20 protein-coding genes and 1 riboswitch are annotated in these 24,098 nt (G+C 43.5%); of the genes, 12 read left to right on the top strand and 8 right to left on the bottom strand.

Translation table 11 applies throughout. The annotated features are described in order from the left end of the window. The first annotated feature begins 148 nt into the window (after nt 1–148). The 3 genes from hflX (at nt 149) to Q0L00_RS09670 (ending at nt 3,058) form a co-directional block, all read left to right on the top strand. Nucleotides 149–1,408 carry a GTPase HflX gene (hflX, locus tag Q0L00_RS09680; RefSeq protein WP_297336679.1) on the top strand — a complete coding sequence of 420 codons (1,260 nt, stop codon included), beginning with the start codon at nt 149–151 and terminating at the stop codon, nt 1,406–1,408. A gap of 34 nt (nt 1,409–1,442) precedes the next feature. Then, nucleotides 1,443–2,504, top strand: coding sequence for a PAS domain-containing sensor histidine kinase (locus Q0L00_RS09675; RefSeq protein ID WP_297336678.1), 1,062 nt, complete (start codon nt 1,443–1,445; stop codon nt 2,502–2,504). A 74-nt stretch (nt 2,505–2,578) separates the two neighbouring features. Next, complete coding sequence (locus tag Q0L00_RS09670; RefSeq protein WP_297336677.1) at nt 2,579–3,058, top strand: hypothetical protein; 480 nt, start codon at nt 2,579–2,581, stop codon at nt 3,056–3,058. Between the two features lie 90 nt (nt 3,059–3,148). On the opposite strand, the gene Q0L00_RS09665 is transcribed toward Q0L00_RS09670, so the two are convergent. The 3 genes from Q0L00_RS09665 to Q0L00_RS09655 all read right to left on the bottom strand — a co-directional run bounded on the left by Q0L00_RS09665 (nt 3,149) and on the right by Q0L00_RS09655 (nt 8,454). Beyond that, nucleotides 3,149–5,536, bottom strand: a complete 2,388-nt coding sequence (locus tag Q0L00_RS09665) for a TonB-dependent receptor (RefSeq protein ID WP_297336676.1) — start codon at nt 5,534–5,536, stop codon at nt 3,149–3,151. A gap of 133 nt (nt 5,537–5,669) precedes the next feature. Next, nucleotides 5,670–5,766: riboswitch (TPP riboswitch) on the bottom strand. 54 nt (nt 5,767–5,820) lie between these two features. Next, complete coding sequence (locus tag Q0L00_RS09660) at nt 5,821–7,344, bottom strand: magnesium chelatase (protein ID WP_297336675.1); 1,524 nt, start codon at nt 7,342–7,344, stop codon at nt 5,821–5,823. A 9-nt stretch (nt 7,345–7,353) separates the two neighbouring features. After that, the gene (locus tag Q0L00_RS09655; RefSeq protein WP_297336674.1) at nt 7,354–8,454 is read right to left on the bottom strand and encodes a VWA domain-containing protein; all 1,101 of its coding nucleotides are present in this window, start codon (nt 8,452–8,454) and stop codon (nt 7,354–7,356) included. Nucleotides 8,455–8,594: 140 nt separating this feature from the next. Here Q0L00_RS09655 and Q0L00_RS09650 point away from each other — a divergent pair, with 140 nt between their 5' ends. From Q0L00_RS09650 to corA, 3 genes are all read left to right on the top strand, one after another. Beyond that, nucleotides 8,595–8,825: a hypothetical protein gene (locus Q0L00_RS09650; protein WP_297336673.1), complete on the top strand. Its 231-nt coding sequence runs from the start codon at nt 8,595–8,597 to the stop codon at nt 8,823–8,825. A 666-nt stretch (nt 8,826–9,491) separates the two neighbouring features. Then, a complete protein-coding gene (gene queG, locus Q0L00_RS09645; RefSeq protein WP_297336672.1) occupies nt 9,492–10,433 on the top strand; it encodes a tRNA epoxyqueuosine(34) reductase QueG in 942 nt (313 codons plus the stop codon). A 4-nt stretch (nt 10,434–10,437) separates the two neighbouring features. Next, nucleotides 10,438–11,544, top strand: a complete 1,107-nt coding sequence (gene corA, locus Q0L00_RS09640; protein WP_297336671.1) for a magnesium/cobalt transporter CorA — start codon at nt 10,438–10,440, stop codon at nt 11,542–11,544. On the opposite strand, the gene nadC is transcribed toward corA, so the two are convergent. Together nadC and Q0L00_RS09630 are read right to left on the bottom strand one after the other, a co-directional pair. Continuing rightward, a complete protein-coding gene (gene nadC / locus Q0L00_RS09635; RefSeq protein ID WP_297336670.1) occupies nt 11,541–12,398 on the bottom strand; it encodes a carboxylating nicotinate-nucleotide diphosphorylase in 858 nt (285 codons plus the stop codon). The two genes, corA and nadC, sit on opposite strands and share 4 nt — an antisense overlap. 52 nt (nt 12,399–12,450) lie before the next feature. Then, complete coding sequence (locus tag Q0L00_RS09630; RefSeq protein WP_297336669.1) at nt 12,451–12,882, bottom strand: DUF4783 domain-containing protein; 432 nt, start codon at nt 12,880–12,882, stop codon at nt 12,451–12,453. Between the two features lie 87 nt (nt 12,883–12,969). Between Q0L00_RS09630 and gpmI the strand changes: the two genes are divergently transcribed. Together gpmI and Q0L00_RS09620 are read left to right on the top strand one after the other, a co-directional pair. Continuing rightward, on the top strand, nt 12,970–14,493 hold the full coding sequence (gene gpmI, locus Q0L00_RS09625) for a 2,3-bisphosphoglycerate-independent phosphoglycerate mutase (RefSeq protein WP_297336668.1): 1,524 nt from the start codon (nt 12,970–12,972) through the stop codon (nt 14,491–14,493). After that, complete coding sequence (locus Q0L00_RS09620; RefSeq protein WP_297336667.1) at nt 14,493–15,059, top strand: hypothetical protein; 567 nt, start codon at nt 14,493–14,495, stop codon at nt 15,057–15,059. The genes gpmI and Q0L00_RS09620 overlap by 1 nt, the downstream gene beginning before the upstream one ends. A gap of 70 nt (nt 15,060–15,129) precedes the next feature. Here Q0L00_RS09620 and Q0L00_RS09615 read toward each other — a convergent pair whose 3' ends face one another. After that, nucleotides 15,130–16,806 carry an amidase gene (locus Q0L00_RS09615; protein ID WP_297336666.1) on the bottom strand — a complete coding sequence of 559 codons (1,677 nt, stop codon included), beginning with the start codon at nt 16,804–16,806 and terminating at the stop codon, nt 15,130–15,132. Between the two features lie 74 nt (nt 16,807–16,880). On the opposite strand from Q0L00_RS09615, the gene Q0L00_RS09610 reads away from it, so the two are divergent. Next, nucleotides 16,881–17,327, top strand: a complete 447-nt coding sequence (locus tag Q0L00_RS09610) for a hypothetical protein (protein ID WP_297336665.1) — start codon at nt 16,881–16,883, stop codon at nt 17,325–17,327. Nucleotides 17,328–17,397: 70 nt separating this feature from the next. Here the strand turns inward: Q0L00_RS09610 and Q0L00_RS09605 are convergent, their stop codons facing one another. Then, a complete protein-coding gene (locus Q0L00_RS09605) occupies nt 17,398–17,709 on the bottom strand; it encodes a hypothetical protein (protein ID WP_297336664.1) in 312 nt (103 codons plus the stop codon). A gap of 147 nt (nt 17,710–17,856) precedes the next feature. On the opposite strand from Q0L00_RS09605, the gene polA reads away from it, so the two are divergent. Then, nucleotides 17,857–20,682, top strand: a complete 2,826-nt coding sequence (gene polA, locus Q0L00_RS09600) for a DNA polymerase I (protein ID WP_297336663.1) — start codon at nt 17,857–17,859, stop codon at nt 20,680–20,682. Nucleotides 20,683–20,777: 95 nt separating this feature from the next. Continuing rightward, nucleotides 20,778–22,151 carry a DNA repair protein RadA gene (gene radA, locus Q0L00_RS09595; protein WP_297336662.1) on the top strand — a complete coding sequence of 458 codons (1,374 nt, stop codon included), beginning with the start codon at nt 20,778–20,780 and terminating at the stop codon, nt 22,149–22,151. Between the two features lie 54 nt (nt 22,152–22,205). Here radA and Q0L00_RS09590 read toward each other — a convergent pair whose 3' ends face one another. Then, the gene (locus tag Q0L00_RS09590) at nt 22,206–23,234 is read right to left on the bottom strand and encodes a phenylalanine--tRNA ligase subunit alpha (RefSeq protein WP_297336750.1); all 1,029 of its coding nucleotides are present in this window, start codon (nt 23,232–23,234) and stop codon (nt 22,206–22,208) included. 253 nt (nt 23,235–23,487) lie between these two features. Between Q0L00_RS09590 and Q0L00_RS09585 the strand changes: the two genes are divergently transcribed. After that, the gene (locus tag Q0L00_RS09585) at nt 23,488–24,051 is read left to right on the top strand and encodes a TIGR00730 family Rossman fold protein (RefSeq protein WP_297336661.1); all 564 of its coding nucleotides are present in this window, start codon (nt 23,488–23,490) and stop codon (nt 24,049–24,051) included. Nucleotides 24,052–24,098 lie beyond the last annotated feature (47 nt).

Raw genomic sequence — 24,098 nt, 5'->3', positions numbered from 1 at the left:
ATTAGGAATTACACGATCCTAAACAATTTTGAGGAAATATGCCGAACTATTTTTCTTTTCAATTGAAAATCAGGACACCAAGGATATCTTTAACAGATGAAACTATTTTAGGAATTCTTTCATTCTGAAAAAGAATTAAACATACTTCATGAGTAAATTTTCACGTAAGCTCCAAAAACTACACGACACTGCCCCCAAGCAAGAAACGGCTGTCTTGGTCTCACTTATTCGCCAAAATCAAAGCGACCAAGAAACGGCCGAGCACTTGGATGAATTGGCATTTTTAACTGAAACCCTAGGGGTGAAGGCGGTTTATCGCTTTACCCAGCGTATGGAGAAACCCGATATTCGGACCTTTGTGGGAAAGGGGAAGCTGGAAGAAATTCTAGCGTATGTGGAGCATTTTGAGGTGGATATGGTCATTTTTGATGATGACCTTTCTCCTTCTCAAATGAAGAATCTGGAAAACGAACTCAAGATTAAAGTCTACGATCGTTCGTTGTTGATTTTGGATATTTTTCTGAACCGGGCGCAGACTGCTCAAGCCAAAACCCAAGTTGAGTTGGCTAGATTTCAATATTTATTGCCCAGATTGACTAGGATGTGGACGCACTTGGAGCGGCAGCGGGGAGGAACTTCTACTCGTGGTGGTGCAGGGGAAAAGGAAATCGAGACGGATAAGCGGGATATCCGAAATAAAATTACGCTGCTTAAGCAAAAGCTAAGAGAAATAGAAAAACAAGGCATTACCCAGCGAAAGGGCCGGCAGGGCATTGTACGGGTCGCCTTGGTTGGCTATACCAATGTGGGAAAAAGTACCCTGATGAATTTGATCACCAAGACCGATATTCTTGCAGAGAATAAATTGTTTGCCACGGTTGACTCGACTGTTCGTAAGGTTGTTTTGGAAAATGTGCCTTTTTTACTTTCCGATACAGTGGGGTTTATTCGAAAGCTTCCCACCCACTTGATTGAGTCCTTTAAATCTACGCTCGACGAGATTCGTGAAGCGGATCTTTTGGTGCATGTGGTGGATATTTCTCATCCCAATTTTGAAGATCATATCGCTGTGGTGACACAGACCTTACGTGAAATCAATGCTGGGGATAAGCCCATTCTTTTGGTTTTTAATAAAATTGACCTGGTAGAGACCATGCCTTCGGAGGACAAAATCATGGAAATGTCCGAAATGGACCTTCAGGAAGCGGATTACAAAGATTTTGATGCCTTATCGGATGCTTATGAAAAGAAAACGGGGATTAAACCCGTATTTATGGCAGCTGGATCTGGTGAAAATGTGGAGGAGTTTAGAAAAAGATTAACCGAAGAGGTTAAAAAGCAACACCTTAAAATTTATCCTCATTACCTGGAGGATCAAACGGTGATTTTCGAAGAAAAAGATTTATGATCCTGACTCATCGTATGTCCATCTGTTTAGATTAATGACCCAGCATCAATTTTCTTTTGAAGATTTTCTAGACCTGACCCCCGACTTGGTCTGTTTGGCGGGTTACGATGGTTTTTTTAAGAAAATCAATCCCGCTGTTTCTCAGGTGCTGGGGTATTCAGAAAAAGAGCTTTACAGTCGTCCTATAGACGAGTTTATCCATCCCGAGGATAGGCCAGTCACCCAATCTCAGCGAGACCGGCTAAAGGAAAGAAAACCATTGATCAATTTTGAAAATCGCTATGTGAGCAAAAGCGGGAAAACCATCTGGCTGTCGTGGACGTCCTGGCCCATCCCTGATCAGGAGTTGGTCTTTGCAATTGCCAAAAATGTTACGGATAGGAAAAATCACGAATCAACCCGGGAAGCTTTGTTATCCTCACTTTCTGAAAAAAATGAGGAACTCAAGCGCCTCACTTACATTACTGCACATGACTTGAGGTCTCCAGTGGCCAGTATTTTATCTGTTTTCGAATTACTGGATTTGAATAAAATAGACGATCAGGAAACTCGAGAGCTCATAGAGTTGATCAGTCGTTCCACAAGAGGGCTGAAGGACAACCTCAATAAATATTTGGAGCTGATTGCTGAAAAAGAAAAGCCTAAATCTGAGTTAGAGCTGTTGAATTTTTCTGAGATACTTGCTCAGGTGCTTTCCACTATTCAGCCACTGGTTTCTTCCACCAATATGCACATCGATTTTGATTTTGCTCAAGCTCCCGAGCTCCATTACAATCGACTTTATTTGGGCAGTATTTTTTTAAATCTAATCAGTAATGCCATGAAATACCGGCGTGTTGAAGTTCCTTTAGAAGTTAGCATAAAGACATTCAAATCGGAAGGAAGAACCGTCCTGACGGTATCAGACAATGGACAAGGCATGGATTTAAAAAAAGTCAGGGGAAAGCTTTTTGGAATGAATCAGACTTTTCATCAGCATGCCGATAGTAAGGGGATTGGGCTTTACTTGGTGTATAACCACATCAAAAGTGTGGGGGGAGATCTTGCCGTAGAAAGCGAACTTGGAAAAGGGAGTACGTTTACGATTACTTTTTGAAATACTGCTAGAAGTGGTTGAGCTAGATGGATTGCAATTAGTTGCTTAACTTGGTAACCCTAAACCTAGGGATCTTGAGACACTTTCATTATATCAAGAGAAAAAACGGAATACAAAAACTTGGCGGCATGCTGATCTTGACTGGACTGATAGTGTTCACCATTCCTTTTTTTGTAGATGTAGAGACAGCTTTTAGCAAAGTCTTGTTGGTAAGCGGGATTCCCTTAACCACAGGGGTATTTATTATTTCCACATATGGTGGAGTTCTCATAGATTTTAAAGCCCATAAACTAAAGAAATATCAAAGCATTTTTTGGATAAAGAGGGGAAAGTGGCAACGTCTTCCAGCGATTGAAAACGCAGAATTGATTCACCACACCTACATGGAATCCAATACTCCAAACGGAATCAGCCCAACACTTTCAGGGGAAGTAACTGTTTATAAATGCGTATTACTGGTCAATAGGGAAAAAGTTATGGTTTTTGATTATTCAAGAGAGAAGGACGCGATAACAGCTTTGAATATAATTCGAAATGGGTTTAAGCTTTCGTGAGAACTTGCTTTCGCAAAAGAAAAATATTGACTAAGGAAAAAGCCACAGATTCACGGATTGATGATCTACGAATCTGTGGCTTTTATTTTTTTAAAATTTCATACTTACCCCCAATAGAAAATTGGTCCCTGCCTGAGGATAGTAGAAATTTTCGGTCACCAATTCACGTCCATTTCCGCCCGGCACAAAATAGCTGAAGGTATAGCCATTGGGCTCGTAGCGTTCATTGAAGATATTATTGATCAATAGATTAACTTCCAGTCCTTTGAAATAGCGAGGTTGAGCCGAATAGCTAATTCGCAAGTCATTGGTAAAGAATGCATCCAAAGAGCGGTCTAGGTTAGAGGTATTGTCCAAAAACTGTCTTCCCACGTATTTGCTCAACCAATTTACCGTCAGGTTTTTGGTCGGATTAAACTCGATAATTGCCGATCCGACTACATTGGGTGAAAAAGCAATGTCCGTATCCGTATAGGTAAATTGCTCCTGCTGAAATTCTTCTACAGAATAGTCATCGATGTACTCGGTAAATTCGGCGATTTTATTTTGGCTGAAGGCAATATTTCCCCCCAAGGTCCAGACGGGAGACAACTGGTAGGCTCCGTCCAATTCTATCCCTGCACGGTAGGAAGAAGCTACGTTTTCTCGGATATAGGCACCCACGTCATTAATCTGTCCAGTCAAAATCAATTGGTCCTTGTAGTCCATGAAATAGAAGTTGGCATTGTAGGTAAAGTCTCCGCTGCTCGCCCGTACTCCCGCTTCAATGTTCGTTAACCGCTCAGGTCTTGGGACTTCGGTAATGGGATTGTCTGTAAAGTCAGAGCGGGTAGGCTCCCGATTGGCTACCGCGTAGCTTGCGTAATAAGTTTGATTTCCATTTTGGTAAGAGAAACCAAACTTGGGATTGAAAAAGGTATAATTTTCTTGGCCGTTTACGATCCGTTGATCATCATTGACTCCATTGAAGGAGTAATCGATCCCTCTAAGCTGCAAATCTCCAAAAACATTCAAGCCTGGGCTGATTTCATAGGTAGCTTTGGTGTAGATGTTCCGATCGTCCTTGATGGCATTATTGTCATAGTAGCGATCACGGATGTTGGTGTTTCCCGCAATCCGAGCCCATAGGATTTCTCCAAAGTGACCTCCATCGTATCGATTTGCTCCTCCCCCGATGATCCAGTCCAATTTACCATTTTCAGAAATGTAATTGACTGAACCCACAAAACCGTAGAAATCATTGTCCAGCCACCTGCGACGGATAATATCTGTACTGCTAATCAATTCTTCTCCGATGGTGACATTGGGCAGGTTGTAGCTGGCAAAGTCGTCGTTTTCCCGAAATTGCTCGTAATATCCACGGCCATAAGTATAATGAAGTGCCAGGTTGGTTTTCCAATTGCTTCCCACTTGACCGGTGTAGATCAACTGATAGTGGTCTTGCTGGTAATTATCCGTTTCGTTTTCATAAGTATAGTAATTCCAGGTTCGATCATCCTCCAATTTGTCTTCAGGAAGTCCCCACCAGGATTGGTAGGTTTGTTCCTTTCCGGAAAATGCGACAAGTTTAATCACGCTTTTTTCCCCATAATAGCCTCCCGAAACAAACCAGCTACTTAAATCCGAAAAAGCCCGGTCCACAAAACCGTCAGAGGTGATTTTGGAAAGGCGGGCATCCACTGCAAAGCGGTTGTTCAGTAAGCCTGTTCCCGCTTTAACCGAATGTCTCCAGGTACCAAAAGAGCCAAAACCATGATCAATTTCAGCATAGGCATCGTCCTTTCGGGTATCGGTTTGGAAGTTCAAACTAGCCCCAAAAGTGGCCGCTCCATTGGTAGAAGTACCGACTCCTCGCTGGATTTGGACGTTTTCGACCGAACTTGCGAAATCAGGCATATTCACCCAAAATACCCCATGAGATTCGGCGTCATTGAGCGGAATTCCATTGATGGTGGCATTGATGCGCGTTTGATCTGAACCCCGAATTCGAAGACCTGTGTAACCCACTCCCGCCCCGGCATCTGAATGCGAGACCACAGAAGGAGTGAAATTTAGTAAGATGGGGATATCTTGACCGAGATTCCGCTTTTCCAATTCAACTTTGTCAATGGTCTTGAAGGTCGTGGGTGTGTTTTCCGATGCCCGGGTTGCCGAAACGATAAATTCCTCAGAGAGTAAGTCCTTACTTTCCAAGCGGAATACAAGTTCCTCTGCATCAGGCAAAATGATTTCACGGGAAACTGATTCATAACCTAAATAGGATACTTTAATTGTCAGTTTTCCTTCAGGTAATCTAGACAAGTTAAATTTTCCCTCCGAATCGGTCACGGTTCCTCTGCCCGTGCCCTCCGCCCAGACGGCTGCGCCGAATAGTGGGGAATTGGTGGATTGATCGACTACTATTCCCTTGATTTGTTGCTGTGCAAAGGCCACAGTAAAAGTCAGGCAAAAAGCCAGACTAAGCCATAAATTTTTCATGTTGATTAAATCCCTTTCGGGTAATTGAGTGAAACATAGGAAGACATAGGGGAAGTCCTCCGTGATTGTTTACCCGTATCGCAAAAGCAAAAACCAATAATCAGGCGGTACCAGATCTGATTTATTGAATGATTACTTTGCTTGTTCATTTCCCTTCGCCGGCACTACCCGGATCAGGTAATATGGGTATGATCTCAGCCCGTAATGTTAGGGCACCCCTTATGATCTGAGGCAAAGTTAAGAGGGAAAAGTTGGAAAGCAAAAAAGAGGCTTTCGCCTCTTTCTTACAAATCATCCTCTTCAAAATCGTCTTCTTCACCCGGCCCCATATTGAACATGGAGCTGAATAGATCTTTAAACTGTAAACCCGTATCCAGCAGATTCTTGCTGAGCTGGGAATATTCGGCCAAACCGTGGAGGGCAAATTCCATAAAGAACTCTTTTTCCTTTTCGGGTAGATTTTTAACCAATGCGGTAACTACATCTTCTAGTCCGGGGACATTGTGCAGGGCCTGCTTATATTCTTTGTCGGCTTGAGAAGCCAAGATGTCCAGCTCATTTCCTTCTCCAAACCAGGCCAAAGGAATCACATAGGGGTTACCTTCTTTGGCTTTTTTCTTTTGTTCCGGCGAAGGGAAATAGTTGACAAACTGCGATCGTATGGCTTTTCCGATCAGATTATAGGCTACTAAACCGGCACCTTCTTGTTCTCCTTCATAGACCAACTCGACCTTTCCGGTAATGGCTGGAATCACTCCGATTAAATCGGCAATTCGTACGGTAGTAGTTTCTTCCCCATTGAGGTAAAGCCTTCGTTCTGCTGCCGAAATCAAATTTTCGAAAGCTGAAATGGTCAGTCGTGCAGATACCCCGGATTTTTCATCCACGTATTCAGAATCTCTTGCCTCGATCGCAATCTGCTCGATGAGATCTTTCATTAATTCAGGCACATGAATATTCGCTACAGGCTTTCCTTCCAAATTGGCTTCCTGAGCGGTGATTTTTTTTCCAATTTCGATGGACTTCGGATAGTGGGTAATGATCTGACTTTCGATCCGGTCTTTCAGTGGGGTTACAATGCTTCCCCGGTTGGTGTAATCTTCCGGATTGGCAGTAAATACAAATTGAATATCCAGGGGAAGCCTCAATTTGAATCCTCGGATCTGAATATCTCCTTCCTGTAAAATATTAAACAAAGCCACCTGAATTCGAGCCTGTAAATCGGGCAACTCATTAATTACAAATATCGAGCGATGGGAACGAGGGACTAATCCATAGTGAATTACTCGCTCGTCGTTGTAGCTTAACTTCATGGTCGCTGCCTTGATCGGATCCACATCCCCGATCAAATCCGCAACTGAGACATCTGGGGTGGCAAGCTTTTCGGTATAGCGATCATTTCTGTGCCACCAAATGATGGGCGTATCCTCCCGGCGTTCTTCGATGAGATTTCGAGCGTAGGAAGTTAATGGCTGCAAGGGGTCATCATTGAGTTCGGCCCCAAAAACTACGGGCACGTATTCATCCAAAAGCTGCGTCATCATCCGGGCTATCCGGGTTTTTGCCTGGCCTCTTAGCCCGAGCAAATTGATGTTATGGCGGGATAAAATGGCTCGCTCAATGTCTGGAATTACGGTATCCTGGTAGCCCCAGATTCCTTCAAAGACATTTTCTTTTTGCTTGATTTTGGCGATTAGGTTGTCTCGAAGTTCTTCCTTAATGGATTTGGGTTGGTAACCCGCTGCTTTAAGTTGGCCTAGTGTGCGGATTTGTTTGAGTTCTTTTCCGGATAGTTTTTGGTAGTCCATGCGTTTGGTTTAAAAGCGTTTGGTTCGGTTTCTTCTGTAGTCTTCAAAAATCAAATCCCCGAGTCCTTTGAGCGAACTGTAGTAGGCGCTTCCATTATTGACCTGGGTAAATTCTTTGACAAACTCCTTCAGATACGGATCTGAAGCAATCATAAAGGTGGTTACAGGGATTTTTAATTTTCGACATTGAGCAGCGAGTTTGAGTGTTTCACTCAGAATTTTACTGTCTATGCCAAAAGCATTTTTGTAGTATTTGATTCCCACTTTAAGGCAGGTAGGCTTTCCATCGGTGATCATAAAGATTTGCTTATTGGGATTTTTTCTCTTCCGAAGTAAATCCATGGCAAGCTCCAATCCGGCCACCGTATTGGTGTGATAAGGGCCTACCTGAAGATAGGGTAAATCCTTGATTTCAATTTGCCAGGCATCATTACCAAAGACGATCACGTCTAAGGTATCTTTCGGGTAGCGGGTTTTGATTAATTCGGCCAAAGCCATGGCCACTTTTTTGGCCGGAGTGATTCGATCCTCTCCATACAAAATCATGGAGTGGGAAATATCAATCATCAGGACAGTGGAAGTCTGTGAGCGATATTCATTTTCTACAATTTCGAGATCATTTTCTGTCAACAGGTAATCTCCCGAAAATCCATGATTGGCCTGCGCATTTCGAAGTGAATCCGTCAATGCGATTTGATCCAGATTGTCTCCAAACTCATAAGCTCTTCGATCACTTCCGCGCTCTTCTCCCTGACCGGAGTGGGTGGTCTTATGCTGTCCGGATTTGCCACGCTTGAGTTTTCCGAAGATTTCTTCCAAGGCTGACTTTCGAATGGTTTGTTCAGCTTTTCCCGTGATTTTAAACTCGCCTTTTTGGTTTTCCTCAGTAAGGTAGCCTTTCGATTTAAGGTCTTCAATAAAGTCTCCGATGCCATAATTGGGATTGGTGAGGTTGTAGCGCTTGTCCAAGTTAGTCAGCCAACTAAGCGCTTCTGCTGCATCACCTCCCGTCATCGTAACGAGTTGGAGAAAAATATTGAGCAGGTTCTCAAAGGTGTTTTTCTCTGGGTCTTGAGGGGGTATGTATTGTGTAAAGCGAAAGCCTTTCATGGGTAGAAGTAAGATAATAGGTAAAAGAAACAGAAAGGAAATTCCAAAAAGCTTGGAATCCAGTCTATTTCGTAATAACTGGTCCTATAACAAAGTGAATGGGATAGGAGTTTTAGTAATGGAATAAAAACAGAAAAAAGATGAAGAATTATAAATTTTCGGTGGGCTTGGTGACGGGAGTTTTGATCATTTTCGTTACCCTGATTCAGCTAAATGTTGCTTTGCCTTTGATCTGGTTGCTATTTCTTGCCGGACCATTTTTGATGATTTGGATGGTTTGGTCGGTTTTGATTGCTCCGGTTCAAATCAAGGAGACGTTCGAAGATCAATGGTATCAAGATCGGCCGGATTTGAGAACAGGGGAAGATTGATTAAGGTGGAAGAAATTTTTTTGGAGTTAGGATCGGGATTTTTGTTGATTCGGATCTAAAATTTGAATGGTTTGGGTGGATGTGGTAGTTTTCCTTTCGCATTTCATCTGATTATAATTTGTTCTTCAGCGGTCATATGGAATCTCGCAATTCTAATCATCCCGTTGTGTGTCGCTTTAGTCATGCTCGATTTCATCTGATTATAATTTGTTCTTCAGCGGTCAGATGGAATACCCTGGATAATCATGCTCCTGTGTGTCGACTATTCGATTTGGGTATTTCATCATTTATAAAAGGGAGCCTAAACCCCCTCCATCAGAATGTGGGCGGGATGGAAGTGACCTTTAAGCTTGTAAAAGGATATACTGCCGAATGGTTGCTGGACTTGCCTTACCTAGGGAATATACCTGTTTTCTGGGGTTGAAGGCTCGGACACCAAACCAAAATATAGTGAGGCCTTGCCCAAAACCGGATGACGGCTCGTTGTTTGTAGGGTTTTTGTACCCCAAACCAGCTGCTATTTCCTTTAAACAGGCAATTACTTCCTTTTTAATGGACAGGGAAAGTTTTTTGTAAGGATAACCTGTAATTAAACTTAATTGGCTTGTTCTTCAGATGCTGATCAGTTTCTTCTTTACAAGGATTTAAAGTACTTTTCGAATTCCTATGAAGCCCTCCCAAAAACACGCACAACTGATCAAGTCCACAGCAACAGAGCTGGGCTTTGACTTTTGTGGGATTGCCAAAGCGGAGTTTTTGGAGGAGGAAGCCCCACGTTTGGAAGAATGGCTGAATCGAAACTATCAGGGAAAGATGGCTTATCTGGCTAATCATTTTGACAAGCGACTGGACCCGACCAAATTGGTACCCGGAGCCAAAACGGTGGTTTCTCTTATTTACAATTATTATCCAGAACAAAGGCTTCCCGAAAATCAGCAGGATATTAAATTGGCCAAATACGCCTACGGAGAAGATTATCACCAGGTCATCAAGGAAAAGCTCAAAACCTTTTTGGAAAGACTACGGAAGGATATCGGAGAAATTGAAGGTCGCGTATTTGTGGATTCTGCTCCCGTCATGGAACGGCAATGGGCCCAAAAATCCGGTTTGGGTTGGATTGGGAAAAACAGTCTCCTACTCAATCGGCAAATGGGAAGTTTCTTTTTCTTAGCTGAACTTATTATTGACCTTGAAGTCGAAGTTGATTTGCCGCTCGCCAAAGATTATTGTGGGACCTGTACCGCCTGCCTAGATGCCTGCCCAACCGATGCGATTGTACAGCCGGGAGTGGTAGATGGTTCTCGTTGTATCTCCTATCTCACCATTGAGCTGAAAGATGCCATCCCCACTGAATTTAATGGTCAACTGGAAAACTGGGCGTTTGGCTGTGATATCTGCCAAGACGTATGTCCTTGGAACCGATTTTCCCGACCCCATCAGGAGCCTGCTTTTAATCCTCATCCCGAATTAAAGGAATTCAGTCATCGAGATTGGCAGGAAATCACCGAGGAGACATTCCAGAAGGTTTTCAAAAAATCCGCCGTGAAACGCACCAAATTTGCTGGATTGAAAAGAAATCTCCAATTTATTACTTCTAACAAGCCCTGAGCTTATGCCGCAGAAACCCGCTTTGAAGCAGTTCCAAAAACTTTTTAAAACCAAAAGGAAAAAAAGGGCTACCCACAAAGTGGGTTTGCCCCCTGCTGCTTTGGTTTTTACGGGAGATCAAAAACAAGAGCAGGTTTTTATCAATCTTATTACCTATGATGAAGTAGAATTTCTCGAGGAGCGAATCGAACTGCACCAGCTTGAACCTCACCTTAAGGCTCAAAAAAAGGTAGTATGGGTCGATGTAGTTGGCCTTCATGATGTTACTTTGCTCGAGGAGCTGGGAAAACTTTTCGGAATCCATAAACTCACCCTTGAAGATATTCTCAGTGTGGAGCAGCGACCCAAAATGGAGGTCTTTGAGGACTATATTTTTGCTACCCTTAAAATGATTCAATGTAATGCTCCAGAAGCTCCCATCCTGGAGGAACAGGTGAGTTTTTTGATGGAGCAAAACATCTTGATCACCTTTCAGGAAAAAGAGGGAGATGTATTTCAGTTTGTCAGGGATAGGTTGTTGGATCCAAAACGAGCCATACGTCAAAGAAGAACAGATTACCTGCTTTATGCCTTATTGGACGCGGTGATAGACAACTATTTTACCGTCATGGAGAATATCGGTGAGCGGATCGAAAACCTGGAACAACAAGCCATGCTTGAGCCCGGAAACGAGACGCTTAATGCACTTTACCTGCAGCGAAAAGAAATGATGGACCTGCGCCGTTCGGTTTATCCACTCAGGGAAGTCATCGGCTCTTTTGACAAATATGCCGAGCATAAAATTTCCCCTGAAGTCCGCCCATTTATTCGGGATTTGTATGAAAATACCATACAGGTCATCGAAACTATAGAGGTATTTCGTGATATGTCTTCCGGTGTTCTGGATCTTTACATGAACAGCCTATCCAACCGCATGAATAATGTGATGAAGGTATTGACCATCATTTCTACCATCTTTATCCCCTTGAGTTTTGTGGCGGGTGTGTATGGAATGAACTTTGAGTACATGCCTGAGCTCACTTGGCATTATGGCTATTTTTATGTCTTGGCCGGCATGGGTATTGCCACTGTCGGTATGTTAGGATTTTTCCGCTGGAAAAAATGGATTTAACAAGCTTTTAAACTCATATCCAGTGCCTTTGCTCCATAGGTTAATGCCCCCATGGAGATAAAATCCACGCCACATTCAGCAACTTCAGCCAGGGTTTCCTCGGTAATTCCTCCTGAAGCTTCAATGCTCATTTTGCCATTGACCAGGGCCACAGCTTTTCGCATGGTGGCATAGTCCATGTTGTCGAGCATGATGAAATCCACCCCCCCAACTTCCAAAACTTCTTGCACTTCTTGAAGATTTCGAGTTTCTACCTCGATTTTCAGATCAAGCTCGTGTTCTCGTAGGTATTTTTGAGCATTTCTCACGGCATTCGGAATACCACCGGCAAAATCCACATGATTGTCCTTGAGCATTATCATGTCATACAACGCAAACCGGTGATTGACTCCACCTCCGATATGTACGGCCCATTTTTCCATGAGTCGAAAATTGGGTGTAGTTTTTCGGGTATCCATCAACCGGGCATGGGTATGAATAATTTTTTGGGTCAATCGATGCGTAAAGGAGGCAATTCCACTCATCCGCTGCATGCAATTCAATACCAACCGCTCCGCTGATAGAATCGAAATCGAGGGTCCGGAAACAACCAGGGCGATATCTCCAGGCTGAATGTATTCCCCATCTTTTTTTAGAAGGTCAACGGTTAGTCTCTGGTCAATAGTTTTGAAAATCAACTTTGCCATTTCTACCCCTGCGATAATTCCCTCACTTTTGATCAGGAGTTGGGCTTTGCCGCTTTTTTCAGAGGGAATAGCAGCTAATGAACTGTAATCGCCAGGGCCAATGTCTTCGGCGATCGCTGTTTGAATAAATTGGTCTAAAGCCTTTGCTGTGAGATAAGGGGGATTCATCCCGCAAAAATACGGAAAGCCAACCGTTTCAAGTTTCTTTTTTTGAAATTACTCAGACTTTTACGAAGCCTAAGCTGTAGACTTTTGGGCTAGCCTCCTGTTGATTGACTTTGATAAACACTTTGTACACTCCCTGACCACTTTGATAATCACCAATGTAAGAGCTTAGGCTTGGATTATTTTCACTGCGAAATACTAGAGAAAAATTAAGGGGTGGGTTTTTTTTGAAAAAATCTTTGAGCACAAGTTCTGCTTGACTTTTGGAAAAGTCACCTTTTTGTCCATTGATATTCAAGGAAATGCTAGCATCAAAATAGTATGCTAATTCACTGCTGGACCCGCTGTCAATGGCCAGAATAATCGGATCGATGGTGTCTTTGGGAATGGCGGTCTCCTCTGGGAAGTTTACCCATAGCATCAAGGACAATATTAAGTTGAAAAGCAACATTGTGCTGATTTTGGCAAATACTACGCCAAAATTCACGGTTTAAAATGCAATTTTCAGTTATTTTTGATTTTCTCAAAATTTGCATCCGGGCGGTATTGGATGGAAAAGTAATATATTTGTGGCATGGATAAGAAAGTACTTTTAATGATATTGGACGGCTGGGGAATTGCTACCAATCCAGCTGTTTCAGCAATTGATAAGGCCAAAACGCCTTTTGTTGATAGTTTATTTAGTAAGTATCCACATTCCAGGCTTGAGGCCTCCGGGTTGGCTGTTGGTCTTCCGGAAGGGCAAATGGGTAATTCCGAAGTAGGCCATATGAATATTGGTGCAGGTCGTGTGGTTTATCAGGATTTGGTCAAAATCAACCAGGCGGTAAAAAATGGTGAACTGAATGAACATCCAGTATTGATGGATGCCTTTGCCAAAGCCAAGCAAAATAAAAAGAAAGTGCACTTCATCGGTTTGGTTTCAGATGGGGGAGTGCATGCCCATATTTCTCATTTAAAAGGTCTCTGTGACGCAGCCAAATTCCATGGTTTGGAAAATGTCTTCATTCACGCCTTTATGGATGGAAGAGATACTGATCCCAAAGGCGGGGTTCATTATATCCAAGACCTAGAAGATCATCTGAAAACCTCCGTAGGTCAGATTGCCTCTGTGGTGGGTCGTTATTACGCCATGGATAGAGATAATCGTTGGGAGCGTGTCAAGCTTGCTTACGATGCCTTGGTCAATGGAGAAGGGGAAAAGTCCAAGAATCTGTTGGCAGCCATCAGAAAATCATACGACAACCATGTCACTGACGAATTTATTCGTCCAATTATTCATGTTGGCGCCGATAATAAACCGCTCGCAACGATTCAAGAAGAAGATTTGGTAATTTGTTTCAATTTCCGAACAGATCGGGGAAGAGAGATCACTCAAGTGCTCACCCAGCGGGATTTTGAGGATTACAACATGAAAAAGCTCGCTCTGGACTACATCACGTTTACCAATTATGACGAGACGTTTAAAGGGGTAAAAGTTCTATTTGAAAAAGATAACTTAAACAATACGCTCGGTGAAGTTTTGGAGAGAGCAAAAAAGAAGCAAATTCGAATTGCCGAAACCGAGAAATATCCTCACGTGACTTTTTTCTTTTCCGGAGGTAGAGAGCGTGAATTTGAAGGGGAAACTCGTATTCTTTGCCCCTCACCCAAGGTCGCTACCTATGATCTGAAACCGGAAATGAGTGCTTTTGAAATCGCTGTAAAAATCAATGCTGAGCTCAAAAAAAGGTCTGCAGATTTCATTTGCCTCAATTTTGCCAATGCAGACATGGTGGGGCATACCGGTGATTTTGACGCCGCAGTGAAGGCATGTGAGGCAGTGGATAAATGTGCCGAAAATGTCATTACTACCGCACTGGAAAATGACTACACCGTCATCGTTATTGCAGACCATGGTAATTCGGATATGATGATTAACGAGGACGGAACCCCAAATACCGCCCACACGACTAATTTGGTCCCCTGCATCCTGGTGGACAAAAGAGATCAATTAAAGGTAAAAGACGGAAAGTTGGGAGATTTGGCCCCAACAATCTTGAGCTTGATGGGATTGGATATTCCAGAAGAAATGACCGGTGAAATTCTCCTGAATTAATGATCAATACTCGATTAATTTTACTCTCGCTTGTTTTTGTATTTCTCGTCTCTTGCGAAAATACTCCAGGTATTTCCAAGCCTGGAGAACTCGAAACCTTGCCATATTATGATATAAAAGGACTTTTGGAAGAAGAAATAGAAAAACTTGATGGTTCGCTCGTAGTGAAAACGAGCCGGATCAACGGGCAGAGTAATCAAACTGAAGTTAAATTGAGTAAGGAGCAATGGATGGATGAGTTGGATGCTTTTTTCGAAGTGGATATTAATAAATCATCTTATTTAAATTCCTTTACCACCGAAGTGGACAAGGATGAGCTGATTCACCGGCTCAAGCCTGAGGAGAAATCCCCGATTAAAGAAATTAGGATTAGGATTTTGGAGGACAGACCCAAATGGATCACGTTTAAAATGTCCAAAGAAAGTCCGTTTTATACTTCCCATACGTTGGGGGAAATTTACTTTAATAATCGGACACAGACTATCGATCATTACTCCATTGAGAGTACTCAAAAAATATGGTTTCTTAAAGCCAATAATATGAAGATTCAAGGAGCTGTCAAGTAATCGGCTTCTTGCTCAAAAAAGGCCTGCCGGAATTGAAGCTAGCAGGCCTTTTTTCTTGGTTTTGAATTCTTTACCGATCAAATAACGGGGGTCTTTTGTCCTGCCAATCGGTATTTTTTTGGATAAAATCTCCCAAAAGGACCAGTTTGTCTTCTTCGAAAAGATTGCCTAGAAGGGTAATTGAAGTTGGGCTTCCATTTGGGTTGAATCCATTGGGTAAACAGAGAGCGGGATGCCCCGTAAGATTGGTGATTTGAAGCTGCTGCCCGGCATAGCTCGGAGTCACGATCACATCGTAATCTTCCATGAGTTCATTCATCTCTTCGATAAGGATCGTCCGCTGACGACTTAGGTTGACGTATTCCACCGCAGGAATAAATCGGGCTGCACGAAACAAGTTTGGCCAGGCATTTCGTCCCTGAGCAACCAGCTGATCATCCCATCCCAATCGAGTCAGCTCATCAAATGCTGCAGCCCCTTCGACCATCAGCATCATGACAATCGGCCCTGCAGAAATAGAGGTTTTCAATTCTAAGGGATGAAGCTCTATTCCTAGAGATTGGAGTGTGGCGATGACATTTTTATCATTTTCAGAAACACGCTCTCCTTCAAAAAACGATTTGAAGTAGCCAACTTTCAAGGATTTTGGATCTTTTTTGGCATCAAAATTAAAGGCAGCGGCAATGGTGCTCGGGTCTTTTTCATCTTTGCCATGGATTATGGAAAGCACGATACCATTATCCAGCGCTGATCGGGAAATCGGTCCGATTTTATCCATGGACCAGCTGAGCGCCATGGCTCCATGTTTACTCACACGGCCGTAAGTAGGGCGGAGACCGGTTACGCCATTACGCGTGGAAGGGGACACGATGGAACCAAGTGTTTCGGTTCCGATCGCAAAAGGTACCAGCCCGGCTGAAACCGCAGCCGCTGAACCCGCAGAAGATCCGCTTGATCCTTGGTTGAGATTCCAGGGGTTTTTGGTTACCCCCCCGTACCAAACATCTCCCATTGCCAATGCTCCAAGGGTAAATTTTCCTACCAGTACAGCGCCTGCTTCATCCAGTTTGGTTACAATTTGAGCGGTTTGGTCAATTTCCTGATCTTTAAAAGGAGCTGCTCCCCAAGTGGTTTTTGTGCCTTTCACCGCCAAAAGATCTTTAATTCCATAAGGAATGCCATGGAGTGGTCCTCGGTATCTTCCCGAAGCGAGTTCGGCATCCATCAACCTGGCTTTTTCCAGTGCCTCATCTTCCAAGAGTGTGATTAGACTCTGAAGTGTATCTGAATAGGTTTTGATTCGATCTAGGTAGAGTTGGGTTAGTTTTTCCGAACTGAGTTTGCCGCTTTTGATCCAACCTGCAAGATGATGAACGGGAGAATAGGCAATATCTGCTTGGCGTGTAGGAAGAGGAAGATCTTCCTCAATTCCGAAGTCCAGCGGCATTTGACGGGTGTCGGGCTGGAATCCACGCGGAAGTGGGTTAAAAACCAATGAGGGAGCAACAGAATTGTCCAGTTTGACCTTTCTGGAATTCTCGATGTTGTTGAGTTGATTTTTTAACGTATTAACCATGCTGTCTTTCTCCGATGGAGTAAAGGACAAGCCAATCAAATCCGAGGCTCCATCGATGGCAGCGGGCGTGATTTCTCCGCTAAGTTTTCCCAAACTAAATCCTAAACCCACAAAAGTGGCTGCCCCAAGCGCAAATAAGGTCATGGAGCGGAGACGGTTTTTTCTTTCCATAGTATAGTTTTGTATTATGCAGAAACATGCAAGCACCGAAGGTGTTTATTTAGTGCAATAAAATCAAACCGTCCATGGATCAAAAACCAAACTTTCCCATTTTCCCCATGCATTTTAGAGGTCTGCTTCTTTTGGCAGGCATGTATACGATCGCTTGGTCAGCATTTTTTCGCTGGTTCGGCCAGGCGCTGCTGAGTTGGTTGGCGATGGATACGGGATTGGGGCTGGAGCTTCCAGCACAATGGTATGGTAATTTGGGACTTATTGTCGGGTTTGCGATTTTTGTTTCAGCATTTTACCCAGTTTCTTGGGTTTACCTGATTATTGGTGGAGTGGCCGGAAAAATCATTTTAGCCAGTTGGTTTGGCTTAGGCTTTTTGCCTGATTTGGGTTGGAATAAGCGAACTGGTTTTCATCTGATTTTCAACGAAATGGCTTGGTTGATTCCCTTAATTTTGGTGTTTTTGAGAGGGCTTCAAGTGAAGGATTATCTGGAAAAAAATGAAGTCGTTGAAAATTAATTCAATCCGATAAACAATAATAAAAGCAAGTCTTATTTCAGACTTGCTTTTATTTAGAGAGAAAGTCAGATTACAAAATGATGATCAACAACAAAATGATGATGATCGCTCCTGTAGAAATATAGATTCCTCCGTTACCGTTAGCTTTGGCCTCAGTTCTCAGGGTTTTCAGCTCGGCTCTAATTTCCTTCTTTTCTTCTCGGGACATTTCCGAAAAATCCATTTCCTTGATTTCTTCCACTCGATTTTCTATACGCTCCAGGGTTTCGATTTGCTCAGGAGTGAGCTCCTCTTTTTTGGTATCCTTTCCCGAGTCAACCGGTGCGGCCACTAAAAACTGGGCAGAAAGGAACAGACAGGCAATTACAAACAGTTTTTTCATTGATCTGTGATTTTGGTTGTTAAATTCGTTACTGTCAAATAAGAAGCCAAAAGCCCCCATCAAAAGAAAATTTCAGAGTCTAGACAGGTATTTTTTGTAACTTAGACACCTTGATTTGACCACTTAAACTAGGAAAATCTTTTGATAATGACACAAAAACAAGCCCATAAACTTTTCCTGCTCGATGCCATGGCTCTGATTTACAGAGCGCACTTTGCTTTCAGTAAAAATCCACGCATCAATTCCAAAGGTCTTAATACCGGTGTGATGCTCGGGTTCACCAATACACTGATGGAAGTTTTGACTAAAGAGAAGCCTTCCCATATCGCGGTGGCATTCGATACCTCTGCCCCCACCTTTCGCCATGTACAGTTTGAAGCTTACAAAGCGAACCGATTGGAACAGCCTGAGGATATCACCGTTTCCATTCCTTGGGTGAAGGAAATTGTCAAAGCGTTTAATATTCCGCTTTTGGAACTGGATGGTTTTGAGGCAGACGATATTATTGGTACGATTGCAAAAAAAGCCGAGCGTGAATCCTTTACCGTCTATATGATGACTCCAGACAAGGATTACGGGCAGCTGGTCGATGATCATATTTTCTTATACAAACCGGCTTTTATGGGGAATGCAGTGGATATCATGGGGCCAAAGGAAGTCTGTGCTAAATGGGATATTGAGCAAGTGGACCAGGTTCGGGATATCCTGGGATTAATGGGGGATGCCGTGGATAATATTCCCGGAATTCCCGGTATAGGAGCCAAGACGGCTACCAAATTACTCAAGCAGTTTGGTACCGTAGAAGAGCTCATCAAAAACACCGATCAGCTAAAAGGCAAGCAAAAAGAAAATGTGGAAAATTTTGCAGAGCAAGGAATTCTCTCCAAAGAACTTGCGACAATCAAAATTGATGTGCCCGTTGATTTTATAGAAGAGGAGCTCCGATACGACGGGTTTGATGAAGAAAAATTGCGGGCGATTTTTACGGAGTTGGAGTTTAGAACGCTAAGTAATCGAATTTTTAAAGATGAAGGGAAAAAGGCTGTTATTCAGAAAAATGAACAGCTAGGGCTATTTGGGGAAGCTGCTGCTTCTACTCAGTCCACTACTCCGCCTCAATTTGAGGAAGAAAGTGTAGAAACAGCCGCTCCGGTGGTCCCGGAGACCATTCACAGTCATGTGCATCAGTATCATAAAATCAAGGGAGAGGATGCGATCGAAGAGCTTTTGGATTTCCTTAAGGTTCAGAAAGCAGTCTGCTTTGACACGGAGACGACCTCTTTAAATGCCATGGATGCTGAAATCGTAGGGCTTTCATTTGCTTATCTACCAGGTGAAGCCTACTACATTCCCTGTCCTTCTGATCAGGGTGAAACTCAAAAAATCTTGGATCAATTGCGGCCCTTTTTTGAAAGTGAAGCAATTCTCAAGGTTGGGCAAAACATCAAATATGATCTTTTGATTCTTAAAAATTACGGAATTGAGGTGAAAGGGGCGCTTTACGACACGATGTTGGCTCATTACCTCATAGAACCAGAGGGTAAGCATTCCATGGATGTATTGGCTGAGCAATACCTGAACTACAAGCCGGTCTCCATCACGGAGTTGATCGGAAAAAAAGGAAAAAATCAAGGCAATATGCGGGATGTGGAGGAAGACATCGTGACCGCTTATGCCGCCGAGGATGCGGATATTACGCTTCGTTTGAAAGAGAAGTTTGATCCCATGCTCAAGGAAAACGAATTGGAAAAGCTCTTTTACGAAGTGGAAAACCCACTGATTCCGGTCTTGACCGCAATGGAGTTTGAAGGAGTGCGAATCGATATTGAAAGCTTAGCTGAACTCAGTAAATCACTGGAATCTGAAAGTCTGGAAATCGAAAAGCGGGTCTATGAATTAGCGGGTGTGCGCTTTAATCTCGCCTCTCCAAAGCAGCTTGGTGAGGTGCTTTTTGAAAAACTTCAACTGGATCCGAAAGCCAAAAAGACAAAAACCGGTCAATATGCGACAGGGGAAGAAATTCTCAGTAAACTGGCCACCGAACACGAGATCGCCCGAGCGATTCTTGAATACCGACAGATGGTCAAACTCAAATCCACCTATGTGGATGCACTTCCCAATTTGATTAACTCCAAAACCGGACGCATTCATACCACATACAATCAATTTGTGGCGGCCACAGGGCGCTTGTCATCGGTGAATCCCAATCTGCAAAATATTCCCATCCGAACTGATCGGGGACGGGAGATCCGAAAGGCCTTTGTGCCCCGAGATGAAAATCATGTGCTTTTGGCAGCAGATTATTCTCAGATCGAATTACGGATTATGGCGGCATTTTCCAAGGATGAATCCATGATTGAAGCTTTTAAAAATGGGCGAGATATTCATGCCACGACTGCGGCGAAGATATTTCAAGTTCCGTTGGAGGAGGTGAGTTCGGATATGCGTCGGAAAGCAAAAACCGCCAATTTTGGGATTATTTATGGGATTTCCGCTTTCGGACTTTCCCAGCGACTTTCCATTCCTAGAGGAGAAGCCAAAGAAATTATTGATGCCTATTTCAAGGAATTTCCGGCGGTCAAAGCATATATGGATGGGGTAATCGAAAAAGCGAGGACCGAGGAATACGTGGAAACCATTCTTGGCCGTCGCCGCTACCTCCGAGACATCAATAGTCGTAATCAAACCATGCGTGGTTTTGCTGAGCGAAATGCCATTAATGCTCCGATTCAGGGTTCTGCGGCTGACCTGATCAAAGTTGCCATGATTCGGGTTCATGAGTGGATAAAGAAAGAAAACCTCAAATCAAAAATGATCCTGCAGGTACATGATGAATTGGTCTTTGATGCACATCAGGATGAAGTCGAGCTCTTGAAAAAAGAGGTGCCCAAACTTATGTCCGAGGCTATTGATATTGCTGTACCCATCGAAGTGGAGGTAGGCATCGGAAACGATTGGCTCCAAGCACACTAACGCAAGAAGTGAAGCGTAAAAAATAAAAATCGAGACAAGGGGTTTACTGGGAGCACATTCCTAAGCCCTGTAAATCCTAAAAAACTTCAAATCAGTTGGCTAAAGTAAAAACTTCCTTCTTCTGTCAAAACTGCGGAGCCCAAAGTCCAAAATGGTTGGGTAAATGTCCTGCTTGCGGACAATGGAACACCTATGTGGAAGAACTCATCCAAAAAGAAGAAAGTGGAAAAGGAAGCTGGAAGCCCAGTGGAGGTGCTCATAAAAAAAGCACGAGCCCCAAAAAAATTACGGACGTTACTTACCAAGAACAGCCACGATGGATTACCGGGGACCCGGAACTTGACCGGGTTCTTGGTGGGGGAATCGTTCCGGGGTCTTTGGTTTTAATAGGGGGAGAACCTGGGATCGGAAAATCTACCTTGATGCTTCAAATTGCGTTGACTTTGTCGGGCAGAACAGTACTTTATGTCTCAGGGGAGGAGTCTGAATCACAGATAAAAATGCGGGCCGATCGCATGAGTGCAAAAAATCCCGATTGCTATGTGCTTTCAGAAACCAATACCCAACAGATCTTTCAGCAGGTGGAAATTTTGAAGCCTGATTTTTTGGTGATCGATTCCATTCAAACATTGAGCAGTCAATATGTGGAGTCAGCAGCAGGATCAGTGTCTCAAGTTCGGGAATGTACCGCGGAGTTGATGAAATTTGCCAAAGAAACGGGTACCCCCGTGTTTTTGATCGGACACATCACCAAAGATGGTTCAATCGCCGGTCCAAAAGTGCTCGAACACATGGTGGACACGGTCCTGCAATTTGAGGGAGACCGACATTTGACCTATCGAATTTTACGTACGTCAAAAAACCGCTTTGGTTCCACGCATGAATTGGGAATCTATGAGATGCGCGCTGAGGGACTTCGATCGGTGGCTAATCCTTCAGAAATTCTGCTCACCCAGCGGGAAGAAGTCCTCAATGGGGTTGCTATCGGTGCAATGATGGAGGGCAACCGACCCTTGCTGATCGAAATTCAGTCTTTGGTCAGTCCAGCAACTTATGGAACTCCGCAGCGAAGTAGCACGGGTCATGATGCCAAGCGGCTGAATATGCTTTTGGCAGTTTTGGAGAAGCGGGGAGGCATGCGTTTGGGGAATCAGGATGTTTTTTTAAATGTGGCCGGAGGGCTTCGAGTGGATGATCCCGGATTGGATTTAGCGGTTTGTGCGAGCTTGATTTCCAGCTATGAGGATACCCCGGTTTCCGAGCAAATTTGTTTTTCTGGGGAAGTTGGACTTGGAGGAGAAATCCGAGCCGTATCCCGAATCGAAAACCGGATTGCTGAAGCTGAGAAATTAGGTTTCAAAAAAATAGTAGTTTCCAAGTATGCGGTGAAGGGCTTGGATTTAAAGAAGTTTCAAATTGAGATTTTGGCTGTGAGTAAGCTGGAAGAGGTTTATTCGAAGATTTTTTGATTAAAAAAGAAGCTCTCCTTAGAAAGCTTCTTTTCATTATTTTCAACCTAGAATTTAAATCAACGATCTAAATTGGCGCAAAAAGCGAACATCGTTTTCGGTGAAAAGCCGTAAATCCTTGATTTGATACTTGAGCATAGCTATTCGCTCTATCCCCATTCCGAATGCAAACCCGGTATATTTTTTTGAGTCGATTCCACAGTTTTCCAAGACATTGGGATCGACCATTCCAGATCCTCCGATCTCCACCCAACCGGTTCCTTTGCAGACATTACAGCCCTTGCCATCGCAAAGTAAACACGAGATATCAATTTCTGCACTGGGTTCAGTGAAAGGGAAAAAAGAAGGTCGGAATCGTACCTTAGTTTCCTTACCAAACATTTCTTTGGCAAAATGGTAAAGCGTATTTTTCAAATCAGCAAAGCCTACATTTTCATCCACGTAAAGGCCCTCTACTTGATGAAATATACAATGTGCCCGAGCAGAAATGGCTTCATTCCGATATACTCTCCCCGGGGAAAGTGTACGGATTGGGGGCTTTTGATTTTCCATCACACGCACCTGAACCGAGGAGGTGTGGGTGCGAAGGGCGATATCCGGGTTTTTTTCGATGAAAAAGGTATCCTGCATCTCACGGGCCGGATGATTTTCTGGAAAATTTAAGGCCGTGAAATTATGCCAATCATCCTCGATTTCGGGACCTTCGGAAAGGTTAAAGCCGATCCGTTCAAATACATCAATGATCCGCTGTCGCGTAGCTGTGAGTGGATGGATTCCGCCGATCGTATGATTGGAGGGTGGTAACGTAAGATCGATGGAGGCCGATTTCGCTTTTTTGGAAGCCTTATTCACCTGATCGATCAGCTCTTGGAATTTCTCCTCAGCGAGTTGTTTGACCTCATTGACCCTCTGTCCGTAAGCACGCTTCTCTTCATTTGGGATTTTTCCCATGTCGGCAAAAAGTGCCCCAACCACGCTTTTTTTGGAAATATATTCCATACGGTAAGCCTCCAGTTCTTCTGGGTTGTTGGCTTGGGCAGCAGCAATAGCGGCTTTGATGGCTTCGATTTTATCCTGATACATGCGATTACTCTTAAACAAGCCACAAAGCTACAATTTTTGTCCCTTTTTACAGCATTCTACAGATAATAAGGCCAGGTATAACAAGCCTTTCGATTTCTTTAATGTGTTTGATGAAAAAATCAATTGACTTACCTTCGAGGGTAAATTTAACTCCCAAATAAGATGAAATCGAGTAGGACGAACAAGTCACCCATGGCGATGGGGATCAGCCCTGCCGGATTTTGGGTCACCTTTAAAAATCAAGCCTAGGCCTATGAAAAAAATTACGATTTACTGCGGTTCAAGAAAAGGAGTTTCTGCCCACTATGAAGCTTCAGCTAAAGCCTTGGCGCAAGAAATGATCAAACGCGATTTGGAGTTGGTTTATGGTGCTGGTAGAGTGGGTTTGATGGGAGTGATCGCTGATGAAATGCTCGCCGGAGGCAAAGAAGTTTTGGGTATCATTCCTCAAAAACTCGTAGACCGAGAGGTGGCACATCATGGCTGTACTGAATTAATCATCGTGGAGACGATGCGGGATCGTAAGTGGCTGATGGCTGAGCGTGGAGATGGATTTATTGCCATGCCGGGGGGAATCGGGACTTTGGAAGAACTCTTTGAAATCATGACCCTCAATCAGCTCCATTACATCCAAAAGCCGCTGGCCATTTATAATGTGAATGGGTATTTTAACCAACTATTGGGCTTTTTGAATCATGCCAAAACCGAAGGGTTTCTCTATCCTGAGCAGGAGGAACTGCTCATAGTATCGGATGATCCCGCTGAATTATTGGATAAAATGGCCGACTATCAAGCAAGAAGACCGGCGGATTGGTAAGAAGGAATTCATTAAAACTGCGTTTTTTTATGAAAATCCTTACTTTT

This window comes from Algoriphagus sp. (genome assembly GCF_024305035.1).
In the GTDB taxonomy this organism is placed as follows: domain Bacteria; phylum Bacteroidota; class Bacteroidia; order Cytophagales; family Cyclobacteriaceae; genus Algoriphagus.
This window is presented reverse-complemented; position numbering and strand designations above follow the sequence as displayed.

Coding starts and splice junctions, on each gene's coding strand:
- corA (WP_297336671.1), top strand. CDS start 10,438: ATGCCGCAGAAACCCGCTTTGAAGCAGTTCCAAAAACTTTTTAAAACC.
- Q0L00_RS09675 (WP_297336678.1), top strand. CDS start 1,443: ATGACCCAGCATCAATTTTCTTTTGAAGATTTTCTAGACCTGACCCCC.
- Q0L00_RS09620 (WP_297336667.1), top strand. CDS start 14,493: ATGATCAATACTCGATTAATTTTACTCTCGCTTGTTTTTGTATTTCTC.
- Q0L00_RS09665 (WP_297336676.1), bottom strand. CDS start 5,536: ATGAAAAATTTATGGCTTAGTCTGGCTTTTTGCCTGACTTTTACTGTG.
- Q0L00_RS09650 (WP_297336673.1), top strand. CDS start 8,595: ATGAAGAATTATAAATTTTCGGTGGGCTTGGTGACGGGAGTTTTGATC.
- hflX (WP_297336679.1), top strand. CDS start 149: ATGAGTAAATTTTCACGTAAGCTCCAAAAACTACACGACACTGCCCCC.
- polA (WP_297336663.1), top strand. CDS start 17,857: ATGACACAAAAACAAGCCCATAAACTTTTCCTGCTCGATGCCATGGCT.
- Q0L00_RS09615 (WP_297336666.1), bottom strand. CDS start 16,806: ATGGAAAGAAAAAACCGTCTCCGCTCCATGACCTTATTTGCGCTTGGG.
- Q0L00_RS09585 (WP_297336661.1), top strand. CDS start 23,488: ATGAAAAAAATTACGATTTACTGCGGTTCAAGAAAAGGAGTTTCTGCC.
- Q0L00_RS09660 (WP_297336675.1), bottom strand. CDS start 7,344: ATGGACTACCAAAAACTATCCGGAAAAGAACTCAAACAAATCCGCACA.
- gpmI (WP_297336668.1), top strand. CDS start 12,970: ATGGATAAGAAAGTACTTTTAATGATATTGGACGGCTGGGGAATTGCT.
- Q0L00_RS09610 (WP_297336665.1), top strand. CDS start 16,881: ATGGATCAAAAACCAAACTTTCCCATTTTCCCCATGCATTTTAGAGGT.
- queG (WP_297336672.1), top strand. CDS start 9,492: ATGAAGCCCTCCCAAAAACACGCACAACTGATCAAGTCCACAGCAACA.
- Q0L00_RS09590 (WP_297336750.1), bottom strand. CDS start 23,234: ATGTATCAGGATAAAATCGAAGCCATCAAAGCCGCTATTGCTGCTGCC.
- Q0L00_RS09655 (WP_297336674.1), bottom strand. CDS start 8,454: ATGAAAGGCTTTCGCTTTACACAATACATACCCCCTCAAGACCCAGAG.
- Q0L00_RS09605 (WP_297336664.1), bottom strand. CDS start 17,709: ATGAAAAAACTGTTTGTAATTGCCTGTCTGTTCCTTTCTGCCCAGTTT.
- nadC (WP_297336670.1), bottom strand. CDS start 12,398: ATGAATCCCCCTTATCTCACAGCAAAGGCTTTAGACCAATTTATTCAA.